Raw genomic sequence first — 22,078 nt, 5'->3', positions numbered from 1 at the left:
CCGCACACGCTTCCCGGATCACCGCCTCGGCCGGCGGTCGCCGCCGTCGGGGGCTGCGGTGAGTTCGGCGTGCAGCTGGTTACGGGTGCGCACCAGTATCCGCCCGAGCATGTTCTTGCCGTTCCCGGTTCTGCCCCGACCCCAGTAGTGATCGGTGGTGGTGTCTTCGACGATCTCTTCCTCACCGGTGGACAGAAGAATGTCACGGATATCGGCATGCGCGCGGAACTTGGTTGCCACCGCACGGCGCATCACGTCGTCCTTGACCCGCTCCCAGTCCCTCCGCAGAGGTTTGGACGCGTCACGGCCCAGCTCCGCTGCCCGCAGCGGCGTGCGCGCACGCCGGACGAGATCAGTGTGTCGGGTGCCCTTGAATTTCTGCGCCTGGAAGTAGTGCTCCGAGGTCGGCCACCAGACCCCGTCGAGGTCGAAGCCGTGATCGGAGAAGTTCGAGAAACATCCATAAGGGACTTCGTCGGCGCCATAGAAGTAGATCGTCACGGGAACCTCACGGGTGTTGCGGAAACCCGCACCGTGTCAGGCATGCCCCAGCCCCCGCAACCAGTTTTCTTCGCCGGGCCCGGCCCTCCAGCGCACCAGCGACCCGGGCCCCCTCGGAGTCAGATGCTTTCGGGAACCTGCTGGGGCAGCGTCTTCGGTGATCGGCGGTTCGCGGAAAGCAGCGCGGCCGAGACCAGCATCGCGAGCAGGCCGAGCATGACGACGGCCGAGGACAGCGTGCCCAGCATGCCCTTGGCGGCCAACAGGGCGAGCGGGCAGATGAATTCGCCGAGGAAGAAGGCCGCGGTCCACAGGCCGGTGCCACGCCCGCGGTCGGCGAAGTCGAGCCGGGACAGCGCCAGCGTCAGCAGAGAGGGCAACAGCAGCCCCGTACCGACGCAGTTGACGACGGCTCCGACGACGAGAAGGGCGACGTGGTCCGTCGCTCCCATCAGTACGAAGCCCACGGCGCACAGGAGGAAGAGGACCGGCATACGGCGTCGGGGCCGGTCGGTGAGCCTGGTGAAGAGCACCGAGCCCGCGACGGTGGCCGCGCTGGCCAGCGCCGTGACCGCGCCCACCACTCCGGTGGACCGCACGCCCAGGTCGTCCATGAGGTACGACATCTCCACGGGCACGGTGTAGAAGACCAGCGCGCCGAAGACCGTCAGCACGCAGATCCCCGCCATACGCCGAAGCGGGAAGGGGTGCCGGACAGGTGCTGCCGGCTCGGCCGTCGGGTGTGGAGTCGGCAGCACCCGGGCCATCGCCGGAGCGAGCAGCAGGCCGACGGCGTACAGCCAGAAGGGTGCTCTCCAGCCGATCGAGCCGAGGGCCCCGCCCAGGACGAAGAAGAGTGTGGCGGACGCCGATGCGCACATGGTCTGAAGGGCGAGGTAGCGGTCGCGGGTGCGGCCGCTGTAGTAGTCGCCGATCAGCGTGGTGCAGCAGGTCATGATGGCCCCTTCGGCGACGCCGACCAGGACGCGGCTGAGCACGATGCCGTAGAGGGAGCCCAGCCACAGGGGGACGGTGCCGAACACCGCGTACAGCACGGTGGCCACGACCAGCAGGCGCTTGCGGCCGAGCCGGTCGACGAGGACACCGGCGAACGGGGCGAGCACGGCCAGGGAGAGGGCGGGGACGGTAAGCACGAGGGGGACGAGTGCCTCGCTGCCCGCGACGTGCGCGAAGTGGTCCTGCATGCGCGGGAGGACCGGTGCGATGAGGACGGCTCCCAGGATCGGCAGGCAGCTGCCCGCCATCAGCAGCACGGCGGGCAGCCCGCCCCTGACGGCCGGGTCCCCCGCCGGTTCGTGGGACGGCGGGGCGGCGGAAGCGGGCATGGCGACACTCCGGGGACGTGAAGGTGGGAAGAGCGCCGTGCAGCGGACGGGATGTGCGGTGCAGAGGCACCTGCTGTCGGCTGACGGGCGCGTCGGTGTGCCACGACTATGCGTTCCGGGACTCGGCCTGCCCAGCCCTCACGTCATCCAAGTTGCCGATGCTCCTGATCCAGCGGGTGGATAGCGATGTCACCGGCTGCGCCGGGCCTCGGCGCCTTCCCGCCCGGAGGGCCGTCCTGTCCGGGGTCGGACGCTCGCGTCCGGGGTCTCTGAAGCTCTGCTCAGTCCTGGGGAGCCAGTCGGGCCCCGACGCGCGCGGCGGTCTCGCGCAGCCAGATGTGGGCCGCGTCGTGCGTGTGCACCGGGTGCCACCACAGCGCCTCTCTCAGCGGTACGGCTTCGTAGGGCGGCTCCACCACCCGGACGGCGGCGATGGGTTCCATCATCCGGGCCATGCGTGCCTGGATCAGTGCGATGCGCCGGGTGCCGGCCACCAGCAGGGGCAGCGACTGGAAGCTGTCGACGGAGACTTCGACCCGCGGTTCGATGCCGAGCATGCCGAGCTGGCGCACTGCCGGGGCGTCGTACGTTCGCTGGTAGGTCACCCAGGGAAGCCGGGCGAGGTCCTTGCGGGTGAGCCGGTCGTCGACGCTCGGGTGGTCCTGCGCGACGAGGAAGACCCAGTGGTCGTCGTAGAGGTCGGTGGCGGGGAAGTCGCTGATGACCCCGTGCGGCATGAACAGACCGTCGCTGGCGCTCAGCAGCGTGGCGGTGTCCTCCACCACGGTCGTCGGGGTCTGGGAGAAGCGCAGCCGGATCCCGGGAGCTTCCTCGTGGATCACCCGGGCCAGTTCGGCGCCGAAGATCGCCACGGCGTAGTCGGACGCCATCAGCCTGAACTCGCGGGTCTCCTTGGCCGGGTCGAAGTCCGCCTGGCTGGTGAAGAGACGTTCCAGCACGTCGTAGGCGGTGGCGGTGCGGTCCAGCAGCACCTGTCCCAGCGCGGTGAGCTCGTAGTGGCCGCCGACGCGGGCGAGCAGGTCGTCGTCGAAGTGCCTGCGCAGTCGGGAGAGTGCGGCGCTCATCGCGGGCTGGCTGAGCCCGACGCGCTGCCCGGCGCGGGTGACGTTGCGTTCCTCCAGCAGGGCGCGCAGGGCGACGACGAGGTTGAGATCCAGGCGGGCCAGGTTCATGAAGGTTCCTCCGCGGAGCGATGCCGATCCAGTGCAATCCATACGGTGGATCGCGGTTATCCACAGAATCGATTTCCCTGATCGGTGGTGCGGGGTTCAGATTAGTCGCACCGCAATCAGGAGGACATGTCCGTGAAACCTGAGTCCGTGTCCGCACTCTTCGCCGGACCTTTCGCCCTCGCGACGCTCTCGGCCCCCGACGGGCCCCGCTTCCCCGCTCTCGTCACGCCTGACGGCAACGCCCTGGACCTTCGGGCCGCGCTGGGTGACGAACAACTGACCGTGCTGCGCCTGCTGGACCGCTGGGACGAGACCCTGCCGCGGCTGCGCGCCCTGGCCGCCGACACCGGTGTCGGCCGGACGCCGATCGAGGACCTGCGGGTGCATGCCCCGGTCGAACCGCGCCAGATCTTCCAGTCGGGTGCGAACTACCGGCAGCATGTGATCGACCTGCATGTCGCCCACCGTGCCCCCGGCGACGACCGGCCCGAGGCCGAACGGCGGGCGGAGGCGGCCGAGATCATGGACCGGCGGGCGGCCGAGGACCTGCCGTACGTGTTCATCGGCCTGCCCAGCGCGATCACGGGTCCCTACGACGACGTCGTGCTGCCCGCCTGGGCCGAGAAGCCCGACTGGGAGCTGGAACTGGCGGCGGTGATCGGCAGGCCCGCCTACCGGGTGTCCGTCGACGAGGCGGCGTCGCACATCGCGGGCTACACGATCGCCAACGATCTGACCGACCGGTCGACCGTCTTCCGCAGGGACATGCCGCAGATCGGCACCGACTGGCTGCGCAGCAAGAACGCCCCCGGTTTCACCCCGCTCGGCCCGTGGATCGTGCCCGCGCAGTCCATCGCCAACCCTGACGACCTGCGCGTGACGCTGAAGCTCAACGGCGAGACCATGCAGGACGAGTCGACCAAGGACATGATCTTCAAGGTCGCGCGGATGGTGTCGTACGCCTCGCAGACGGCGCATCTCCTCCCGGGCGACCTGGTGCTCACGGGCAGCCCGGCCGGCAACGGCATGCACTGGGGGCGGCTGTTGCGCGACGGCGATGTGATGGAGGGTTCGGTCACCGGGCTCGGCGTCCAGCGCACGCGCTGTGTGGCGGAGGCGGCGGAATGACCGCCATCGATCCCCGCGACCCGGCGGGCGCGATCGCGCGGGCGGCCAAGACGTACTCCAACTGGGGCCGTTGGGGCGAGGACGACCGGATCGGCACCCTGAACTTCCTGGACGAGGACAAGCGCCGCGAGGGTGCCGGTCTCGTCCGGCGCGGGGTCAGCTTCTCGCTGTCGCAGTCCTTCGACATGGACGGCCCGCAGAAGGGCTGGCGGCGGCGCACCAACCCGGTGCACACCATGCTGGACACCGGCACCGACGCCGCGCTCGGCCACCAGGGGTTCCCGCACGGCATCGGCGGCGCCGACGACGTGATCGCCATGCCGCTCCAGTGCTCCACCCAGTGGGACGGGCTGGGGCACATCTTCGACCGCGGCAAGGCGTGGAACGGTCGCCCGGCCGAAAAGGTCGTCACCTCCGACGGCGACCTGGTCACCGGCATCGAGCACATGGCTCCCCAGGTGGCCGGACGCGGTGTGCTCCTGGACGTGGGCCGGGTCGTGGGCACCGACGGCGAGCTGCCCGACGGCTTCGCCGTCACCGAGGCGCACCTGACCGCCACCGCCGACGCGCACGGCGTGCGCGTGGGACGCGGCGACATCGTGGTGGTGCGCACCGGTCAGCTCGCGCGCGTCCGCCGGGACGGGTGGGGCGAGTACGCGGGCGGTCCCGCGCCGGGGCTCTCCTTCACCACGGCCGGCTGGCTCCACGGCAGCGAGATCGCGGCGATCGCGACGGACACCTGGGGCTTCGAGGTCCGCCCCAACGAGTTCGAGAACGCCTTCCAGCCCCTGCACCAGGTCGCGATACCCAACATCGGCCTCCTCATCGGCGAGATGTGGGACCTGGAAGCCCTGGCCGAGGACTGCGCGGCGGACGGCGTGTACGAGTTCTGGCTCACCGCCGCTCCCCTGCGCATCACTGGCGCAGTCGGTTCCCCCGTCAACCCGATCGCGATCAAGTGACGCGCCCAGCAGAGGAGTTCGCCATGAGCACAGCCCGCACAGTCTTGGTGATCGGCGGTGGGGCCGCCGGAAACGCCGTGACCGTGCTGCTGCGCCGGTCCGGTCTGACCGTGGACCTGATCGAGGCCAAGGACGACTGGAACGCCACCGCCGGTTCAGGTATCACCCTCCAGGGCAACGCCCTGCGGGTACTGCGCGAACTGGGCGTGTGGGAGCAGGTCGACGCATCCGGTTTCGGTTTCGGGTCGGTCGGCATCACCGCTCCCGACGGTACGGTCCTGCACGTCGCCGAGGACCTTCGCACCGGCGGCGACGACCTGCCCGCCACCGTCGGCATGCAGCGCCCCCACCTCCAGCGCATCCTGATCGACGCCGTGCGTGCCAGTGGCGCCTCGGTGCGCCTCGGCACCCGGGTCGAGCGGCTGGAGCAGGACGACACCGGCGTGAGCGTGCGCTTCACCGACGGTACCGAGGGCCGCTACGACCTGGTGGTCGCCGCGGACGGGATGGGTTCCGCCACCCGCGCGGCCATCGGGATCACGGCGAAGCCGGAGCCCACCGGCATGGCCATCTGGCGTGTCGCGGTCCCCCGGCCCGACGGCGTGACCCGCACGGACCTCGCCTACGGCGGCCCCGCCTACATCGCCGGATACTGTCCGACGAGCGACACCACGATCTACGCCTACGTGGTCGAGGCCAACCGCGACCGGGCGTCGATCCCGGCGGAGTCCTACGCCGACGAGATGCGCGGCCTGACCGCGGCGTACGGGGGATTCTGGCCGGAGATCACCGAGCACATCACCGATCCGGCGAAGGTCAACTACAGCTGGTTCGACCGGATGCTGGTCGAGGGTTCCTGGCACCGGGGCCGCGTGGTCCTCGTCGGCGACGCCGCCCACTGCTGTCCGCCCACCCTCGCGCAGGGCGCCGCCCTGTCCCTGGAGGACGCCTGGGTGCTCGCGCAGCTGCTGACCGGCGCCGAGGTCTGGGACGACCCGCTCCTCCAGTCGTACTACGAGCGGCGGATCGCCCGCGTCCGTCCGGTGGTCGAGGCGTCCGTGCAGATCGGGCAGTGGCAGCTCGACGGCGTACGCGACGCGGACGTGCCCGGTCTCATGGGCCGCACGATGACGATGCTCAGGGAGCTGCCGTGACCTCGCCGACCGTCGACGTCCACGCGCACGTACTGCTGCCCGAGGTCGAAGCACTCGTGGAGGGCCTGCCCGGGCAGGCGACGGCCAGAGCGCTGGACGCACGGCGCAACGGCCCCGCGGCCCTCGCGGTCAGCGGCCCCATGGTGCGCGACCGCGTCCCGCAGCTCACCGACCCGGCCGCACGCCTGGCCGCGATGGACGCGCAGGGCGTGGACGTCCAGCTCGTCAGCCCCTCGCCCTCGCACTACCACTACTGGACGGACGAGGAGACGGCCGAGAAGCTGTACCGGCTGGCCAACGAGTCGACGGCCGCGCACTGTTCAGCCGCTCCGCACCGGATGCGCGGCCTCGGCCTTGCGCCGCTCCAGCACCCTCACCACACGGTGCGCGCGCTCGATCACGCCCTGGAGCAGGGACTGGCAGGAGTGGAGGTCTCCAGCCACGCCCCCGGCCTGGAACTGTCCGACCCGGCCTACGAACCGTTCTGGTCGCGGGCGGAGGAGACGGGCGCCATCGTCTTCCTGCATCCCTTCGGGTGCACGCTGGACGAGCGCCTGGACCAGTGGTATCTGTCCAACACCGTGGGCCAGCCCACCGAGAACGCCGTCGCACTGTCGCACCTGATCTTCTCGGGAGTGCTCGACCGTCACCCGGGGCTGAAGGTGATCGCCGCCCACGGCGGCGGCTACCTGCCCACCCACATCGGCCGCTCCGACCACGCCTGGTCCGCCCGCCCCGACGCGGCCGCCGGCTGCGCTCATCCGCCCAGCAGCTATCTGAAGCGCCTGTACTTCGACTCGCTCGTGCACGACCCGTCCGTCCTGCGGGAGTTGATCCGGGTGGCGGGCGCCGATCGGGTGCTGCTCGGCTCCGACTTCCCCTTCGACATGGGCTCGAAGGACCCCGTCGGCGCACTGCGCGCCGCAGACCTGCCCGAGGCCGACTTCGAGGCCGTCCGGGGCGGCACCGCCGCCACCCTGCTCAACCTGACCCAGTCCTGAGGAGGAACCGTCATGAGCGCACGACTGCTCACCCATCTGCGGCACGTCGACCTGGCCGTGCCCGACTACGACAAGCAGCTCGACTTCTACGCGGGCGTCTGGGGCCTGACCAGGGTCGCCGAGGACTCCGGGATCTCCTTCCTCGCCGCCGAGGGCTCCCCCGAGCAGTATGTCGTCAGGCTGCGCAAGGCCGAGGAGAAGCGTCTCGACCTCGTCTCCTACGGCGCCGCAACACCGGCCGACGTCGACACTCTCGCCGAGCAACTCCTGTCCGGTGGGGTGCAGTTGATCACGCGGCCCGGCACGGTGGACACCCCCGGCGGCGGTTACGGCTTCCGCTTCTTCGACGTGGACGGCCGGACCATCGAGGTCTCGGCCGACGTGGCGGTACGGCAGCACCGCAAGATCGAGGAGAAGGAGTCGATCCCGGTCAAGCTGTCGCACGTGGTCCTCAACTCCCCCGACCTCGACCGCACCCGGGCCTGGTACGAGACCCACCTCGGCTTCCGGCTCTCCGACACCCTGAGCTCGCCGCACATGGGCGAGGTCATGCACTTCATGCGGATCTCCGACCAGCACCACTCGATGGCACTGGCCAAGGGCCCCCACACCTCCCTGCACCACGTGTCGTTCGAGATGCGCGGCATCGACGAGTACATGCGCGGCTCCGGCCGGGTGATCCGCGCCGGTTTCCAGAAGATCTGGGGCCCCGGCCGTCACATGGCCGGTGACAACACCTTCACGTACTTCCTCGACCCGCACGGCAACACCGTCGAGTACACCACCGAGCTGGAATGTCTGGACGAGGACACCTGGCACCCGCACGTCTACGACTTCTCCCAGCCCGAGGTCACCGACCAGTGGGGCACCGCCAACCCGATGAACGAGCTGGTCGCCAAGGAGTCCTTCAACGACCCCGACCGCGGCTGCTTCGTCGCCCCGCCGGTCTGATCCCCCTCCCGACTCCCGGGGCGCGGGCGCCTGTCATCCGCCCTGACACACGGCGCCGCACCCCGGGCCCTGCCCCAGCCAGGAGCTGCTCATGCGCTTCGCCGCCTACGAACACCGGCGTCAGACCCGCGTCGCCGTCGTCGCCGACGACGGCGTGCTGTATCCCGTACCCGGCGTCCGATCACTGACCGAGATCATCGACGCCGGGGGCGGCCTTTCGGCACTCCTCGAACTCGGCGCCGCCACCCTCGACGTCCCGCCGGGCCCGCACGTCTCCCAGGTGCGTCTCCTGCCACCGCTCCGACCCGCCTCCGTGCGGGACTTCGTCACCTTCGAGGAACACGTCGAGGGCGTACGGCGCGCGGTGGAGGGCGCAGCCGGGGTGCCCGAACAGTGGTACGCCGCGCCCACCTTCTACTTCACCAACCCGCACGCGATCTACGCGACCGGCGACGACATCCCGATGCCGCCGGGCTCCGCCGTCCTGGACTTCGAGCTGGAGGTCGCCGCGGTCATCGGGCGCGAGGGCCGCGACCTCACGCCCGACCAGGCACGCGACCACATCATCGGCTACACGGTCTTCAACGACTGGTCCGCACGGGATCTCCAGTCCGCCGAGATGAAGGTGGGACTCGGCCCGTGCAAGGGCAAGGACACCGCCACCACCCTCGGCCCCTGCCTGGTCACCGCCGACGAGCTCGAACCGTACCGGGACGAGGACGGCTTCCTGAGGCTGGCCCTCACCGCCGAGGTCAACGGCGAGGTCGTCGGCCGGGATCTGCTGTCCAACATGAGCTGGACGTTCGAGGAGATGGTCGCCTACGCCTCCCGGGGCACCCGGGTCGTCCCGGGCGACGTCCTCGGCTCCGGCACCTGCGGCAACGGCGGCTGCCTCGCCGAACTGTGGGGCGTACGCGGAGAACGGACCCCGCCGCCGCTCAAGCCCGGCGACACCGTCACCCTCACGGTCGAGGGCATCGGCACCGTGTCCAACACCGTCGTCCCCGGCACCGCCCCCGTGGCCATCCCCGCCGGCCGGCGCCGCACCCGGGAGCGGCCGTGAGCGACCTGCACCCCAAGCGGCTGCTCGGCAAGGTCGTCGTGGTCACCGGAGCGGCCCGCGGCCAGGGTGCCGCCGAGGCCGAGGCACTGGTGCGGGAGGGAGCCCGGGTCATCGCCACCGACGTCGCGTCCTCCGAGGGCTGTCGTCGCCTCGACGTCACCAGCGAGCAGGACTGGGCGGAACTGGCCGCCGAGCTCGAAGAGACGTACGGGCAGGTGCACGGCCTGGTGAACAATGCCGGCATCACCTGGCGCGCCCGCATCGGCGACGTACGCCCGGAAGACCTGGCACGGGTCCACGCGGTCAACGTGACCGGTCCGCTGCTCGGCATCCAGCACCTCGCCCCGCTCATGCCGTGCGGCGCCTCCATCGTGAACGTCGGCTCCTCGGCGGCCCTCACCGCTCACTACCCGGTCGCCTACACGACCAGCAAATGGGCCCTGCGCGGCCTGTCGAAGACCGCGGCCACGGAGCTCGGACCGCGCGGCATCCGCGTCAACACGATCCATCCCGGCTACATCGAGACGGAGATGACCGCGTCCGCCGCACCGGCCTTCCGCGCCGCCAACATCCGTGAGACCCCGCTCGGGCGCACGGGCACCGCGGCCGAGGTGGCCCCGCTGGTCGTCTTCCTCCTGTCGAACGAATCGTCCTTCATCACCGGCGCGGAGATCGCCGTCGACGGCGGCCTGACCGCGCACGGCGGCGTGAAGTCCGTATCGGACGCGCTCTTCGGGGAGGCCTGCGCATGAAGCGGCTCGACGGCAAGGTGGCCCTGATCTCCGGGACCGCCCGCGGCCAGGGGCGGGCCGCGGCACTGCGCTTCGCGGCCGAGGGCGCGCTCGTAGTGGGCGGCGACCTGCTGCACGAGGAGGCACTCGAAACGCAGCGCCTCATCGCCCGCGAAGGCGGGACCGCGCTGACTCCCGGCCCCCTGGACGTCACCGACGAGCAGTCCGTCTCCTCCTGGGTCGAGGAAGCCGTGGACGCCTTCGGCGGCATCGACATCGTCTACGCCAACGCGGGCGCCGTCCGCTTCGGACCGGTCGACAGCCAGCCCTACCAGGACTTCGCCTTCACCATGCGGGCCGAACTGGACTCGGTGTGGCTGACCGTCCGATCCGCCTGGCCGCAGCTGCGGCGCAGCCGGGGCTGCATCCTCACCGTCGGCTCCACCGCGGGACTCACCGGCTCACTCACCAACCAGCGGACCGCGCACTCCGCCTCCAAGGGTGCCGTCATCGCGCTGACCCGCCAACTCGCCGCCGAAGGCGCCCCGCACGGCATCCGCGCCAACTGCGTCAGCCCCGGCCTGATCGACACCGCCGGCTCCCGCACCAATCTCCTCTCCGACGACCACCCGATGCGCGCCATCGCCCGCCACATCCCGCTCGGCCGCGTCGGACGCCCCGACGACGTCGTCAACGCCGCGGTCTTCCTCGCCTCCGACGAAGCCGCCTACATCACGGGGGCCAACCTCGTCGTCGACGGCGGCTGGTCCGCCGTCCTGCCCGGCGCGAGCCCCTGAAAGGACAACCCCCGCATGAACAAGGTCCGAGCGAGCGCCACGGAGGCGGTCGCCGACATCCACGACGGCGCCTCGCTGGCCGTCGGCGGCTTCGGCCTCAGTGGCGTACCCGAAACCCTCATCCGCGCCCTGTACGCGCAGGGCGCCGGCGATCTGAAGGTCGTCTCGAACAACTGCGGCGTCGACGGCCGGGGCCTCGGCGTGCTGCTGGCCGCGAGCCGCATCAGCCGGGTGACCGGCTCCTACGTGGGCGAGAACAAGGAGTTCGCCCGGCAGTACCTGTCCGGGGAGCTGGAGGTCGAACTGGTGCCCCAGGGCACTCTGGCCGAGCGTCTGCGGGCCGGCGGCGCGGGTATTCCGGCCTTCTACACCCCGGCAGGCGTCGGTACGCAGGTGGCCGTGGGCGGACTGCCCTGGCGGCACGGGCCCGACGGCTCGGTCGCCGTGGCCTCCCCACCCAAGGAGACCCGCGACTTCGGCGGCCGCACGCACGTCCTGGAGCACGGCATCGTCACCGACTTCGCCCTCGTACGGGCCTGGCGCGGCGACCGCCACGGCAACCTCGTCTTCCGCAGAGCCGCCGCCAACTTCAACCCGCCGGCGGCCATGGCCGGACGCATCACGGTCGCTGAGGTCGAGGAACTCGCCGAACCGGGCGAGCTGCGCCCCGACGAGATCCACCTGCCCGGCGTCTACGTCCAGCGGATCGTGGCGCTCACCGCCGAAGAAGCCGCCGACAAGAAGATCGAGAAGAGGACGGTACGTTCCTGATGGCCTGGACCCGCGACCAGATGGCCGCCCGCGCCGCCGCAGAACTCACCGACGGCTCCTACGTCAACCTGGGCATCGGCCTGCCGACGTTGATCCCCGGCCACCTGCCGGCCGGCGTGCACGTCGTCCTGCACTCCGAGAACGGCATCCTCGGTACGGGCCCCTACCCCACCGAGGCTGAGGTCGATGCCGACCTCATCAACGCGGGCAAGGAGACCGTCACCGTCCTGCCCGGCGCGAGCTTCTTCGACTCCGCCCTCTCCTTCGGCATGATCCGCGGCGGCCACATCGACACGGCCGTACTGGGTGCCATGCAGGTCTCGGAGCGGGGTGACCTCGCCAACTGGATGATCCCCGGCAAGATGGTCAAAGGCATGGGCGGAGCCATGGACCTGGTACACGGAGCCCGACGTGTCATCGTCCTCATGGAACACACCGCCAAGGACGGCAGCCCCAAGATCCTCAAGGAATGCACCCTCCCGCTCACGGGAGAACGGTGCGTGCACCGGATCATCACCGACCTCGGTGTCCTCGACATCACCCCGGACGGCCTCGCCCTCGTGGAAACCGCCCCCGGCGTCACGATCGAGGACATCACGGCCCGCACGAATGCGCCGCTCCGGGTGGACAGCATCGCTGCTGTGTGAACGTGCCACGGCAGTTCGTCGGCCTGTGAGTCGGCGGGAGCCCTGCCGAGGACGCGACCAGGTACGACGCCGGCACGCCCTGCTGCGCGGCCTGGGGCTCTGAGCATGTCCTCGGCGGCCGGCCTGGACGCGTAGGCCGCCGAGGAGTTGGTCATCGCGCTCTGCGGGGTGGGGTGAACACGTACAGATCGAGGATGTCGGGGCAGGCGGCGGCTCCTGGGCCGCCGTCCCGTACCCAGGCGGCGATGTCCTCCGTGGCGTCGGGGTCGTTGACGAGGCCGAGCCAGACCGGGCGCGCGCCTGCGGCGCGTGCTGCGGCGGAGGGCTGGACGACGACCACGTTGGCGTGTTCGCACACGCCGAGGCAGTCCGCGACGCGTACGGGTATCTCCTCGGTCAGGCGCGCGAGTTGGCGGTCGTGATCAACGCCGGTGACTTTCGGGGTTCCGCAGCAGCAGTCCCGGCAGACGACGATGCGGCACGGTGCCGGTGCGGCGGAGGTGTGCTCCGTGCCCGGTGCTTCAGGGCGCTGTCGAGCCATCGCTCGTCACACTCCTCTTCGGGGGAGATGCGTCCCGGGCGGCCGGGCGCAGGAAGCGGATCACGGGGTGGCCGGGGCCGTGGGTGACCTCGGTGCGGACGCCGTAGACCCGCTCGACGAGGTCGGGCGTCAGTACCTCGGCCGGGGTGCCCTCCATGACCGCGCGGCCGTCGCGCAGGACGAGCAGGCGGTCGCAGTACATCGCGGCGAGGTTGAGGTCGTGCAGGGCGATCACCGTGGTGACCGGCAGGCTCGCGACGAGTTCCAGCAGGTCGAGCTGGTGCTGGATGTCGAGGTGGTTGGTGGGTTCGTCGAGGAGGAGTTCTCGGGGTTCCTGGGCGAGCGCGCGGGCGATCTGGGTGCGCTGGCGTTCGCCGCCGGAGAGGGTGTGCCAGGACTGGCCGGACCGGTCGGTCAGTCCGGTGCGCCGCAGGGCCTCGGTGACGGCTTCCAGGTCGGCCGTCGTCGGAGGTGTCCAGGCGCGGCGGTGCGGGATGCGGCCCAGCGCGACGACCTCGCGGACGGTGAGCTCGGTCTGGGTCTCGGCGTGCTGTTCGACGCTGGCGATGCGGCGGGCGGTGGCGCGGCGGCCGACCTCGGCGAGCGGGCGCCCGTCCAGGGTCACGACTCCGGCGGTGGGGGTGAGGACCCCGGCCAGCAGTCTCAACAGGGTCGACTTGCCCGAGCCGTTGGGCCCGAGCAGGCCGACGGTCTCGCCGGGGCGCAGGGTGAGGGTGACGCCGTCGACGACGACCTTGTCGCCGATGCGCCAGCCGACGCGGTCCGTGTGCAGGCTGGTCATGTCCTGCTCCGTCCGCGGTAGAGGACGGCGACGAACGCCGGTACGCCGATCAGGGACGTCACCACGCCCACCGGGACCTCCTGGGGGTCGAGGACGGTACGGGCGAGGGTGTCCACCCACACCAGGAAGACGGCCCCGGTCAGCGCGGTGACCGGCAGGAGGCGGGCGTGCCCGGAGCCGGTGACGGCGCGGGTGGCGTGCGGCAGGACCAGACCGACGAAGCCGATCGCGCCGGCGCAGCTGACCAGGGCGGCGGTGAGCAGCGCGGTCGCGCAGAGCAGGACCAGTCGGGTGCGGGCGACCCGGACCCCGAGTCCCGCGGCGGCCTCGTCGCCGAAGGCGAACGCGTCGAGCGTACGGGCGTACCCGAGGCAGACGACGAGGACCACGGCCAGGACGACGGTGCAGAGCAGTACCTGCCCCCAGTCGGCGCCGGTGAGCGAGCCCAGCAGCCAGAACAGCACGCCCCGGGTGGTCTCCGCGTCCGCCGAGGTGAGGACGGTGAAGGAGGTCAGTGCGGAGAACAGTTGCATGGCCGCGACCCCGGACAGGACGACCCGGTCGGTGCTCCCGCCGAGGGTGTGGCTGAGCAGCAGCACCAGGCCGAAGGAGAGCAGCGCGCCGAGGAAGGCACCTGTCGACAGGGACACCGCTCCCCCGCCGACCCCGAGCACGACCACGGCTACCGCTCCGGTGGACGCGCCGGAGGAGACCCCGAGCACGAAAGGGTCGGCGAGCGGGTTGCGCAGCAGTGACTGCATGACCGCGCCGCACACGGCGAGTCCGGCCCCGCACACGGCCGCGAGGAGTGTGCGGGGCATCCGCAGGTTCCACACGATGCCGTCGCGCAGCGGCGCCAACGCGCTTTCGCCGAGGCCGAGATGGGACGCGACGGACGTCCAGACGTCAGCGGTCGAGATGTCGGCGGGTCCGATCGTCACGGCCACGGCGATCGACACGAGCAGCGCGACCATTCCCCCGCCCGTCAACAGCAGGGAGCGGACGTTCACTTGGCGAACCCGAAGTCGCGCAGGCCGGCGGCGACCTGCTCGATCCCCTCGATCGTGCGGATGGTCGGGTTCATCGCCTGCCCGCTCAGCAGGACGTACCGCTTCTTCTTCACGGCGGTCAGGTTGCGGGTGGCGGGGTTGGACTCCAGGAAGCGGATCTTGGCCTGGGCGGTCTCGGCGGTCTGCTGCTTGCGGGTCAGGTCGCCGATCACGATGACGTCGGGGTCGCGGTCGGCGACCGTCTCCCAGTTGATCTGGGGCCATTCGTCGTGGGTGTCGGCGAAGGCGTTCTTCGCGCCGACCGCGCGGGTGATGGCGCCGGGCGCGCCGCAGCAGCCCGCGAGGTAGGGCGACTGGGAGTTGGCGAACCAGTACATGAGGGACACGTCCGAGGCGTGCAGTCCGGCGGTGGCCGTGCTCACCCGCTGCTTCAGCGAGGCGACGAGCTTCTCGCCGCGCTCCTCGACGCCGAACGCACGTGCCAGGTCGCGGACTTCCCCGTAGACGGCGTCGAGGGTGAGCGGCTCGCTGCGCGACCCGTCACCACCGCTGTCGTTGTCCTTGCCCGCCGAGCAGTCGGACGGCGAGACGTACGTGGGCACGCCCAGCTTCTCGAACTGCTCGCGTTCGGCCACCCCGCCCTTGCCGAGGGTGGAGACGAACGAGGCGGTGACGAAGTCGGGTTCGGCGTCCAGGACCTTCTCGAAGGAGGGGTTGTTGTCGGCGAGGCGCGGCACGGAGGCGTCGGCGTTCTCCAGGCCCTTCATCACCGGGTCGGTCCAGGTGGCCGTACCGGCCATGCGGTCGGCGAGGCCGAGGGAGAGCAGGATCTCGGTGGTGCCCTGGTTGAGGGAGACGGCCCGTTTCGGGGCCGACTTCAGGGTGACCTTGTGGCCGCAGTTGTCGAGGGTGACCGGATAACCGGCGGTGGAGGTCTCCTGGGCCTTCGCGTCGGCGCCGGAGGAGCCGCAGGCGGTGAGCAGGAGGGCGGACGCGAGGAGAAGTGTCGGGGTGCGGAGAAGTGCGGAGGTGCGAAGCACGGGCATGCCTTCGGGGTCGGGGCTCGTACGCGGAGCCTGGCCTACGGACGTCCCTTCGCACCGGGGTGCGAAGGTGCCAGCAGGTCTTCGGACTCGGGTTCGTCCGGTCGGGGCGCCTTCCCGGTCTCCCAGTGGCGTCGTGCCCCGCCCGTCCCCCTCACCGCTGCGCGTCAGTTCCGGATTCGCACCGGATTCCCTGGCCTCGGATGTGGCTCGACTGGCCCGCTGAGGCTATCAAGCACCCGGCGCGGGTGGAGGGGCGGCGGTCCAGCTCCAACGCGACCCAGCCGGTGCGGCTCCGGCGGCTACCGACCGGGGGCAGCGAGCCGATGCGGTTCCGGATGTCGGACTTGGCTTCCGTTTCCGGACGAGATCGCCGGGCGCGTGTCCGGGAATGACCGTTCCGCCTGACGGTTGGGGCTTCGTTGGCTACTGTCCTCCGGGTGGACGTACGTTCGAAGGAATTCCGGTTCTGTGTGCTGGGTCCGCTGCGCGCCTGGTGGAACGACACGGAGCTGGTGCTCGGACCGCCCCAGCAGCGCGCCGTCCTCGCCCTGCTGCTCCTGCACCGCGGTCGGGCGGTCGGTGTCGGGGAACTCGTGGACGGGATCTGGGGAACCGAACCGCCGACGGCCGCCGTCTCCGTGCTGCGGACCTACGTCTCCCGGCTGCGCAAACTCCTCGAACCCGACCGGCCCGTGACCGGGGCACCGCGGCTCCTGGTGTCCCTCGGCGACGGATACGCCCTACGCCGTGACGCCGTCGTCGGCGACATCGACCTGTTCGAGGACCTCGTCGGACGGGCCGAGGCCCGGCGCGTCGCGGGCGACGACCTGGCCGCCGTACAACTACTGGCCGGCGCACTGGAGTTATGGGACGGCGTCCCGCTCGCCGGGGTGCCGGGGCCACGTGCGGAGATCGAGCGGCGTCGGCTGGAGGAACGGCGGCTGGCCGCTCTGGAGACGCGGCTGCGCATCGAGGTGGACCTCGGCGGGCACGCGCGGGTGCTGCCCGAAATCACCGCCCTGTACGAGGCTCACCCGCTGCGCGAGGCGCTCTGCGAGCTGTTCCTCGTCGCCCTGTACCGCAGCGGGCGCCGGGCCGAGGCGCTCGACGTGTACGAGCGCACCCGCCGGACCCTCGCCGAGCGGCTCGGCATCGAACCGGGCCCGCGCTTGCGCACCCTGTACGCCGGGCTCCTCTCGGACGGTCCCGGGCCGGTGGAGGTTTTCGGCACCGAGGAGCCGGGCCCTGGCGGTTCCTCCGGCGCGTCGACGAGTGGCGGCGATACGACCGGTCCGCCGGCCACCGGCGGAACAGGCGGCCCCGGTCCCGCCTTCGCGGACCAAGCGGGCGGTCCCGAACCGGACTTCGATGACGACGGCGCGGTCGGCCAGGACGATCCGGCCCGCCCCGCCGGCGTCGTCAGGCCCAGCCAACTTCCCACCGATCTGGCCATGTTCACCGGACGCCGGTCCCAACTCGAAGGCTTCGACGCGCTGCTGCCGCATCAGGAGCATCCGCGGACCGCGCTGATCGGCCTGATCAGTGGAATGGCCGGCGCGGGCAAGACGACTCTCGCCGTGCACTGGGCGCACCGGATCGCCCACCGGTTCCCCGACGGCAGCCTGTACGTCAACCTCCGCGGCTACGATCCGTCCGCGTCCCGGATGGAACCGGGCGAGGCGATCGAGACGTTCCTCGTGGCGCTCGGCATCGCCCAACAAGCCGTCCCCGAGGGGCTCGACGCGCAGGCCGCCCTCTTCCGCAGCGTCCTGGCCGGCCGTCGCGTCCTGATCGTGCTGGACAACGCGGCCGACACCGAGCAGGTCGTGCCGCTGCTGCCCGCCGCCCCCGGCTGTCTCGTCATCGTCACCAGCCGCAGCAGGCTCAGCGGGCTGGTGGCCCGGCACGGCGCCCATCCGCTCACGCTGGGCCCGCTGTCCGCCGGGGAATCCCTCGAACTGCTGGCCCGGCGGCTGGGCGACGCACGTGTCGACGCCGAGCCGGAGGCCGCCCGGGCCATCGTCGGCCTGTGCGCCCGGCTGCCGCTCGCGCTGTCGATCGTCGGGGCGCGTGCCGCCCTGCACCCCGACTTCCGGCTCGCCGACATCGCCGCCGAACTGCGCCAGGACCACGGGAGTCTGGACGCCTTCTCCGGCGGCGACCTCGGCTCCGACGCCCGCGCCGTCTTCTCCTGGTCCTACCGTGCGCTGTCGCCCGAGGCGGCCGGGCTCTTCCGCCGACTCGCCCTGCACCCGGGCCCCGACGTCACCACCGACGCGGCCGCCGCCCTGGCCGATGTGCCCGCGCGCCGGGTCCGTACGGTGCTGACCGAGCTGACCGGGGCGAGTCTGCTCATCGAGCGGGCGCCCGGACGGTTCGACTTCCACGACCTGCTGCACGCGTACGCCGCGGAGCTCGCCGAGGCCGAGGACGACGAACCGGCGCGCGGCGCGGCGCTGCTCAGGATGCACGATCACTTCCTGTTCGGCGCGCACCAGGCCTCCATGGTCCTCGATCCGTTCCGCGAGCCGATCCCCCTGCCGCCGAGCACAACGGACGTGGCACCGCTGCGGTTCAACGGCCGGGCACAGGCGACCGCCTGGCTGCGCACCGAGCGGTACGTGCTGCGCGAGATCGTCGCGCACGCCGCCGCGCACGGCTTCGACGCGCACGCCTGGCGCACCGCCGCGGCCCTGGACGTCTACTTCAACCGGCTCGGCTACTGGCACGACCTCCTGGAGATCAACACCGGGGCACTGTGGTCGGCCCGGAAGCTGGGCTCCGTGACCGGCCAGGCGTACTCCCTGTGCGGACTGGGCGTGGCGCACTCGCAGCTCAACCACGCGGCGCAGGCGCGGGAGCACCTCGAAGCCGGTCTCGACCTGTTCCGGGCGGCGGGCCACGCCGGCGGCCAAGCGCGGGCCCATCGCGGTCTCGCCTACCTGTGCAACCGGACGGACCGCCGCGACGAGGCGCTGGACCACTACGCGCGGGCCGTCGAGCTGTACCGGTCCGAGGACGACGTCAGCGGCGAGGCCGGTGTGCTCAACCAGGTCGCGTGGACGTACATCCTGATCGGCGAGCACGAGAAGGCCCTCGAACACTGCACGGAGGCCATCCTGCTCTACCAGGAGCAGGACGACCCCTACGGCGAGGCGTCCACCCAGGACACCCTCGGCTACGCCCTGCACCATCTCGCCCGGTACCCCGAGGCGATCGAGCACTTCGAGCTGTCGGCACGGCTGTTCCACGGCATCGGGGACCGCTTCCTGGAAGCCGACGTCCTGAGCCATCTCGCGGACGCCCACCTCGCCACCGGCAACCGCGAAGCCGCGCGTACGGCGTTGGGGACGGCGCTCGCCCGGCTGGAGGAACTCGCTCACACGGAGGCGGACGTGGTGCGGCGCCGGCTGCGCGAACTGGAGCCGGACCAGGCGGAACCGGGCGGGTGACGAAGGAAGTTCAGCTCAAGCCGTTGTCCTTGAGCGCTGTGCGCAGGCTGCGCAGGGCGTAGTACACCCTGGACTTCACCGTGCCCTGCGGGACGCCGAGGACGTCGGCCGCCTGCTGCGTGGTGCGGTCCGCGAAGATCGTCGCCCGGAGCGCCTCGCGGTGCGCCGGGGTCAGCGACCGCAGGGCGTCCCGTACCACCATCGAAGACAGCATCCGTTCGATGTCGTCGATCTCGACGCACATGTCGGTCAGCCATGTGTCGCCCGCGATCTCGGCCGGCCGGGCCATCCGGGTGCGGTGCGCGTCGATGACGAGGTTGCGAGCGATCCGGAACATCCAGGGACGCACCGCCATCCCCTCGCCGTCGGCCAGGGTCCGCTTGTTCCAGCAGCGCAGCAGCGTCTCCTGGAGGATGTCCTCCGTGCGGTGGGTGTCCCCGCCCAGCATCCCCAGCACGTACGAGTAGAGCGCCGGGCCGTGTTCCAGGTAGAGGTCGCGCAGCGCCCGCTCCTCGGGGGAGACGGCGCATGCCGATCCGATGACCGTCACGTTCATGGTGTGCTCCTGCTTCTCGGGGTGACCCGCTCCCGGTGCGCAGACCGGGGGCCGGGTCTCCTGGAGCTCGGAGTGTCGCGACGGGCGATGCACGTTCGTTTGACATGGGGTCCACGGGGCGATCGACAACCGGTACACGCCGCGTTGACGGCGATATACACGCAGGTCGCAGTGGATGCGGGAGCGGTCAGAGGCAGGCGTCCTCCAGCGCGTCCACCCGTCTGCGGACCCGTCCGGCGAGCTCCCCGTGCACCGAGGGAAGTGCGCCGTGGCGATCCAAGTGGTCCCACATGTGCAGCAGTTCGCGTCCGTGCGCCGCAGCCGCGCGGTCGTCGTCGAGCCACTGCCAGGCGGCCGCCGCACGTACCACTTCCTCCGGAGCCCGCCGGTCCCCGGTGCGGCACCGGATCCGGGCGACGGCCAGGGCCAGCACGACGGCCTGGCGGTGGTCGCCGCGCAGATGCGCGATGTACGCCTCCACGGCCCGCGCCTCCACCGCGTGCGGATCGTCGGCGCCCGCCTCGTCGGTCAGGTTCTCGCGCAGCTCGGTCGCGAGCGCGTACGCCTCGTCCAGCAGGCCGGCGGCCGCGAGTTCGTTGATCCGGCCGATCGGTCCGGCGAGTGCGGAGGGCAGGACCACGGCAGGTACGGGAACCGGTGCCGGGGCGGCTGCCCGTGCGGCGGCGGTGGCCCGGGCCACGGCGGTGGCCACGGCCGTACCGCCACCCACGTTGTCGCCACCCGCGCTGTCGCCACCCGTGCGGTCGTGGACCGGGCCGGGCTCCGGCGAGGATGGCTCCTGCGGCACGGATACGGGGTCGGACCGCTTGCTCTGGTCGGGCTCGTCGAGCCGGTCTCGCCCTTCGAACTCCTCGGGCTGGTCGGGCTGGTCGGGCTGGTCGGGCTGCGCCTTCGTCGTCGAGGTGAGCAGGCGGCTGGAGCCGTCCGGGGACACCTCCAGGACGAAGTGGCCGTGGTCCGGGCCGTCGTTCACGGTCGCCTCGACGGCGGCGTCCCGTTCGACGGCGTACCGCTGGAGCCGGTCCAGTACGGCCTCGTGCACGGACTGCCCCGTCTCGGGGACGAGGGATTCCCCGTCGATCGCGGCGAACCCCTGGTCGGAGATGAGCACTTCGTAGCGGGCCATGGCCGTCCTCCTCATGAGGTGGGGGTCGGGGACAGGGACTCGGTGGGTACGGCGCCGGGCAGGGCGGTCTGGACGCCGGTGGGCGTGGGAGTGCCCGACGGAATGGCCGCGACCCCCGCGTACTTGGCGAACTGGGCGCGGACCGCCGCGACATAGCCCTGCGCCTCGGCCGTCTTCGGCACGCCCTTGGCGGCGCGGACGGCGTCCATCCCGACGTCGTAGCCGGCCAGAGCGAGGTCCAGGACGCTGCCCACGGCCTCGTTGGCGTCGATCATCCGCTGCGCCTGGCCGGCCAGATCGCAGATGTAGCGCCCCTGGGCCATGATCGAGTCCTTGGCGTCCAGAGCGGACGTCTTGCCGTTGCCGTCGTCGTCCTTGCCGTACTGCTTGAAGACGTCGGGCAGCAGCTGCGAGATGCCCTGTCTGCCGTCCGGGCCGGTCAGGGAGGCGTTGAAGCCGGACGCCTTCTCGATCTGGGACGCGATCACGATCGGGCCGATGGCGCTGCACACCGCGCCGGCCTTCTGGATGGGGTCCACCAGGTCCTCGGGGACCGTCGAGGTGTCGAGGTCGCCCTGGCCGTCGCCCTGGAAGACGGCCAGCACCGAGCTCGCGTCGCTCGGGCCCGGGATGTCGCCGCCGCCCCCACCGCCGAAGATGCTGTGGAAGAGCAGGTAGATCGCGATGAGCGGGGCCAGCAGCACCCCGAACCCGCAGAAGACGATGACGATGACGGTCCCGCCGGCCAGGCCGAGCGGGAAGAGCAGACAGCCGGCGCCCCCGGCGGCGATCGCCGTGTTCCGCGCGGACTTCGAGCCGCCCTCCTCGCCCTGCTGGGTCGGCGCGCCGCCCTTGTCCTCCGCATCCTCGCCCATCGGTGTCCGCCTTCTTCCTCTCACCTTGAACCGCTGTACCGGGACGGCCCGTTGTGCTGTCCGACCGGCTCGGGAGATGGAAACGGGCTGTGGAACAAACAAGTTCAAATCAGTGGAAACCAAATTGAGTCAGAGCAGCGGACATACGAGGCAAGAGGGGGGCGGGGCAGCCATGGAAGCGTCTTCGGCGAGGCCGCCGGTCCAGGCGGGAGGCTGGGTCCGGGGGCCGAGCACCCCCAGGTCCGGACCGGCACGGACCACCGGGGCGGCACCGACCACTGGGGCCACACCGACCACGATGCCTGCGCAGGCCCCCGTTCCGGAGCAGGCCCCAGTGGCGGCGCAGGCTCCCGCGGCCGCGCAGACCGCACCGGCGCAGACCGCACCGGCGCAGACCACCGCCC

General features: G+C 71.4%; 21 protein-coding genes and 1 riboswitch. Of the genes, 11 read left to right on the top strand and 10 right to left on the bottom strand.

What is annotated here, in order from left to right; translation table 11 throughout:
- Window positions 1-18: 18 nt before the first annotated feature.
- The 3 genes from FNH09_RS17500 to FNH09_RS17490 form a co-directional block, all read right to left on the bottom strand.
- Window positions 19-501 (bottom strand): NADAR domain-containing protein, encoded by a 483-nt coding sequence (locus FNH09_RS17500; protein ID WP_162468723.1) that lies wholly within the window; start codon window positions 499-501, stop codon window positions 19-21.
- A 119-nt stretch (window positions 502-620) separates the two neighbouring features.
- Window positions 621-1,847 (bottom strand): MFS transporter, encoded by a 1,227-nt coding sequence (locus tag FNH09_RS17495; protein WP_152888897.1) that lies wholly within the window; start codon window positions 1,845-1,847, stop codon window positions 621-623.
- A gap of 281 nt (window positions 1,848-2,128) precedes the next feature.
- Complete coding sequence (locus FNH09_RS17490; RefSeq protein ID WP_152888895.1) at window positions 2,129-3,040, bottom strand: LysR family transcriptional regulator; 912 nt, start codon at window positions 3,038-3,040, stop codon at window positions 2,129-2,131.
- 126 nt (window positions 3,041-3,166) lie between these two features.
- On the opposite strand from FNH09_RS17490, the gene FNH09_RS17485 reads away from it, so the two are divergent.
- The 10 genes from FNH09_RS17485 to FNH09_RS17440 all read left to right on the top strand — a co-directional run bounded on the left by FNH09_RS17485 (window position 3,167) and on the right by FNH09_RS17440 (window position 12,245).
- Window positions 3,167-4,168 carry a fumarylacetoacetate hydrolase family protein gene (locus FNH09_RS17485; RefSeq protein WP_152888893.1) on the top strand — a complete coding sequence of 334 codons (1,002 nt, stop codon included), beginning with the start codon at window positions 3,167-3,169 and terminating at the stop codon, window positions 4,166-4,168.
- The gene (locus FNH09_RS17480; protein ID WP_152888891.1) at window positions 4,165-5,130 is read left to right on the top strand and encodes a cyclase family protein; all 966 of its coding nucleotides are present in this window, start codon (window positions 4,165-4,167) and stop codon (window positions 5,128-5,130) included. The genes FNH09_RS17485 and FNH09_RS17480 overlap by 4 nt, the downstream gene beginning before the upstream one ends.
- A 23-nt stretch (window positions 5,131-5,153) precedes the next feature.
- The gene (locus FNH09_RS17475; RefSeq protein ID WP_152888889.1) at window positions 5,154-6,284 is read left to right on the top strand and encodes an FAD-dependent oxidoreductase; all 1,131 of its coding nucleotides are present in this window, start codon (window positions 5,154-5,156) and stop codon (window positions 6,282-6,284) included.
- Complete coding sequence (locus tag FNH09_RS17470) at window positions 6,281-7,285, top strand: amidohydrolase family protein (RefSeq protein ID WP_162468722.1); 1,005 nt, start codon at window positions 6,281-6,283, stop codon at window positions 7,283-7,285. The genes FNH09_RS17475 and FNH09_RS17470 overlap by 4 nt, the downstream gene beginning before the upstream one ends.
- A 12-nt stretch (window positions 7,286-7,297) precedes the next feature.
- Window positions 7,298-8,236, top strand: a complete 939-nt coding sequence (locus FNH09_RS17465; protein ID WP_152888887.1) for a VOC family protein — start codon at window positions 7,298-7,300, stop codon at window positions 8,234-8,236.
- A 91-nt stretch (window positions 8,237-8,327) separates the two neighbouring features.
- On the top strand, window positions 8,328-9,299 hold the full coding sequence (locus FNH09_RS17460; RefSeq protein ID WP_152888885.1) for a fumarylacetoacetate hydrolase family protein: 972 nt from the start codon (window positions 8,328-8,330) through the stop codon (window positions 9,297-9,299).
- A complete protein-coding gene (locus tag FNH09_RS17455; protein WP_162468721.1) occupies window positions 9,296-10,051 on the top strand; it encodes an SDR family oxidoreductase in 756 nt (251 codons plus the stop codon). The genes FNH09_RS17460 and FNH09_RS17455 overlap by 4 nt, the downstream gene beginning before the upstream one ends.
- Window positions 10,048-10,827, top strand: coding sequence for an SDR family NAD(P)-dependent oxidoreductase (locus FNH09_RS17450; RefSeq protein WP_152888883.1), 780 nt, complete (start codon window positions 10,048-10,050; stop codon window positions 10,825-10,827). Before FNH09_RS17455 ends, FNH09_RS17450 begins: the two co-directional genes overlap by 4 nt.
- A gap of 15 nt (window positions 10,828-10,842) precedes the next feature.
- Entirely contained in the window at window positions 10,843-11,598 is a 756-nt protein-coding gene (locus FNH09_RS17445; RefSeq protein WP_152888881.1) for a CoA transferase subunit A, read from the top strand.
- Entirely contained in the window at window positions 11,598-12,245 is a 648-nt protein-coding gene (locus FNH09_RS17440) for a CoA transferase subunit B (protein WP_152888879.1), read from the top strand. Before FNH09_RS17445 ends, FNH09_RS17440 begins: the two co-directional genes overlap by 1 nt.
- 151 nt (window positions 12,246-12,396) lie before the next feature.
- On the opposite strand, the gene FNH09_RS17435 is transcribed toward FNH09_RS17440, so the two are convergent.
- From FNH09_RS17435 to FNH09_RS17420, 4 genes are read right to left on the bottom strand one after another with little or no spacing between them, the layout of a single operon-like run.
- Complete coding sequence (locus FNH09_RS17435) at window positions 12,397-12,786, bottom strand: (2Fe-2S) ferredoxin domain-containing protein (protein ID WP_152888877.1); 390 nt, start codon at window positions 12,784-12,786, stop codon at window positions 12,397-12,399.
- Complete coding sequence (locus FNH09_RS17430; protein ID WP_152888875.1) at window positions 12,767-13,588, bottom strand: ABC transporter ATP-binding protein; 822 nt, start codon at window positions 13,586-13,588, stop codon at window positions 12,767-12,769. Before FNH09_RS17430 ends, FNH09_RS17435 begins: the two co-directional genes overlap by 20 nt.
- On the bottom strand, window positions 13,585-14,598 hold the full coding sequence (locus tag FNH09_RS17425) for an iron chelate uptake ABC transporter family permease subunit (protein WP_162468720.1): 1,014 nt from the start codon (window positions 14,596-14,598) through the stop codon (window positions 13,585-13,587). The genes FNH09_RS17430 and FNH09_RS17425 overlap by 4 nt, the downstream gene beginning before the upstream one ends.
- Entirely contained in the window at window positions 14,595-15,644 is a 1,050-nt protein-coding gene (locus FNH09_RS17420) for an ABC transporter substrate-binding protein (RefSeq protein WP_152888873.1), read from the bottom strand. Before FNH09_RS17420 ends, FNH09_RS17425 begins: the two co-directional genes overlap by 4 nt.
- Window positions 15,645-15,699: 55 nt before the next feature.
- Window positions 15,700-15,875: riboswitch (cobalamin riboswitch) on the bottom strand.
- 206 nt (window positions 15,876-16,081) lie between these two features.
- Between FNH09_RS17420 and FNH09_RS17415 the strand changes: the two genes are divergently transcribed.
- Window positions 16,082-19,096, top strand: coding sequence for a BTAD domain-containing putative transcriptional regulator (locus tag FNH09_RS17415; RefSeq protein WP_162468719.1), 3,015 nt, complete (start codon window positions 16,082-16,084; stop codon window positions 19,094-19,096).
- 10 nt (window positions 19,097-19,106) lie between these two features.
- Here the strand turns inward: FNH09_RS17415 and FNH09_RS17410 are convergent, their stop codons facing one another.
- The 3 genes from FNH09_RS17410 to FNH09_RS17400 all read right to left on the bottom strand — a co-directional run bounded on the left by FNH09_RS17410 (window position 19,107) and on the right by FNH09_RS17400 (window position 21,674).
- Complete coding sequence (locus tag FNH09_RS17410) at window positions 19,107-19,652, bottom strand: sigma-70 family RNA polymerase sigma factor (RefSeq protein WP_152888868.1); 546 nt, start codon at window positions 19,650-19,652, stop codon at window positions 19,107-19,109.
- A gap of 187 nt (window positions 19,653-19,839) precedes the next feature.
- Window positions 19,840-20,799 (bottom strand): hypothetical protein, encoded by a 960-nt coding sequence (locus FNH09_RS46710; RefSeq protein ID WP_156110821.1) that lies wholly within the window; start codon window positions 20,797-20,799, stop codon window positions 19,840-19,842.
- 11 nt (window positions 20,800-20,810) lie between these two features.
- Window positions 20,811-21,674 carry a lysozyme family protein gene (locus FNH09_RS17400; RefSeq protein WP_238426735.1) on the bottom strand — a complete coding sequence of 288 codons (864 nt, stop codon included), beginning with the start codon at window positions 21,672-21,674 and terminating at the stop codon, window positions 20,811-20,813.
- Window positions 21,675-22,078: the final 404 nt, after the last annotated feature.

The sequence above is a fragment of the Streptomyces adustus genome (assembly GCF_009377175.1).
GTDB lineage: Bacteria > Actinomycetota > Actinomycetes > Streptomycetales > Streptomycetaceae > Streptomyces > Streptomyces adustus.
The sequence above is the reverse complement of the archived record's forward strand: the minus strand, read 5'-3'. Positions and strand labels throughout refer to the sequence as shown.

What these genes read in the sequence shown, in the direction of transcription:
- FNH09_RS17490 (WP_152888895.1), bottom strand. Translation starts at nt 3,040, where the DNA reads ATGAACCTGGCCCGCCTGGATCTCAACCTCGTCGTCGCCCTGCGCGCC.
- FNH09_RS17485 (WP_152888893.1), top strand. Translation starts at nt 3,167, where the DNA reads ATGTCCGTGAAACCTGAGTCCGTGTCCGCACTCTTCGCCGGACCTTTC.
- FNH09_RS17450 (WP_152888883.1), top strand. Translation starts at nt 10,048, where the DNA reads ATGAAGCGGCTCGACGGCAAGGTGGCCCTGATCTCCGGGACCGCCCGC.
- FNH09_RS17460 (WP_152888885.1), top strand. Translation starts at nt 8,328, where the DNA reads ATGCGCTTCGCCGCCTACGAACACCGGCGTCAGACCCGCGTCGCCGTC.
- FNH09_RS17475 (WP_152888889.1), top strand. Translation starts at nt 5,154, where the DNA reads ATGAGCACAGCCCGCACAGTCTTGGTGATCGGCGGTGGGGCCGCCGGA.
- FNH09_RS17430 (WP_152888875.1), bottom strand. Translation starts at nt 13,588, where the DNA reads ATGACCAGCCTGCACACGGACCGCGTCGGCTGGCGCATCGGCGACAAG.
- FNH09_RS17435 (WP_152888877.1), bottom strand. Translation starts at nt 12,786, where the DNA reads ATGGCTCGACAGCGCCCTGAAGCACCGGGCACGGAGCACACCTCCGCC.
- FNH09_RS17400 (WP_238426735.1), bottom strand. Translation starts at nt 21,674, where the DNA reads ATGGGCGAGGATGCGGAGGACAAGGGCGGCGCGCCGACCCAGCAGGGC.
- FNH09_RS17465 (WP_152888887.1), top strand. Translation starts at nt 7,298, where the DNA reads ATGAGCGCACGACTGCTCACCCATCTGCGGCACGTCGACCTGGCCGTG.
- FNH09_RS17495 (WP_152888897.1), bottom strand. Translation starts at nt 1,847, where the DNA reads ATGCCCGCTTCCGCCGCCCCGCCGTCCCACGAACCGGCGGGGGACCCG.
- FNH09_RS17410 (WP_152888868.1), bottom strand. Translation starts at nt 19,652, where the DNA reads ATGAACGTGACGGTCATCGGATCGGCATGCGCCGTCTCCCCCGAGGAG.
- FNH09_RS46710 (WP_156110821.1), bottom strand. Translation starts at nt 20,799, where the DNA reads ATGGCCCGCTACGAAGTGCTCATCTCCGACCAGGGGTTCGCCGCGATC.
- FNH09_RS17445 (WP_152888881.1), top strand. Translation starts at nt 10,843, where the DNA reads ATGAACAAGGTCCGAGCGAGCGCCACGGAGGCGGTCGCCGACATCCAC.
- FNH09_RS17440 (WP_152888879.1), top strand. Translation starts at nt 11,598, where the DNA reads ATGGCCTGGACCCGCGACCAGATGGCCGCCCGCGCCGCCGCAGAACTC.
- FNH09_RS17480 (WP_152888891.1), top strand. Translation starts at nt 4,165, where the DNA reads ATGACCGCCATCGATCCCCGCGACCCGGCGGGCGCGATCGCGCGGGCG.
- FNH09_RS17420 (WP_152888873.1), bottom strand. Translation starts at nt 15,644, where the DNA reads ATGCCCGTGCTTCGCACCTCCGCACTTCTCCGCACCCCGACACTTCTC.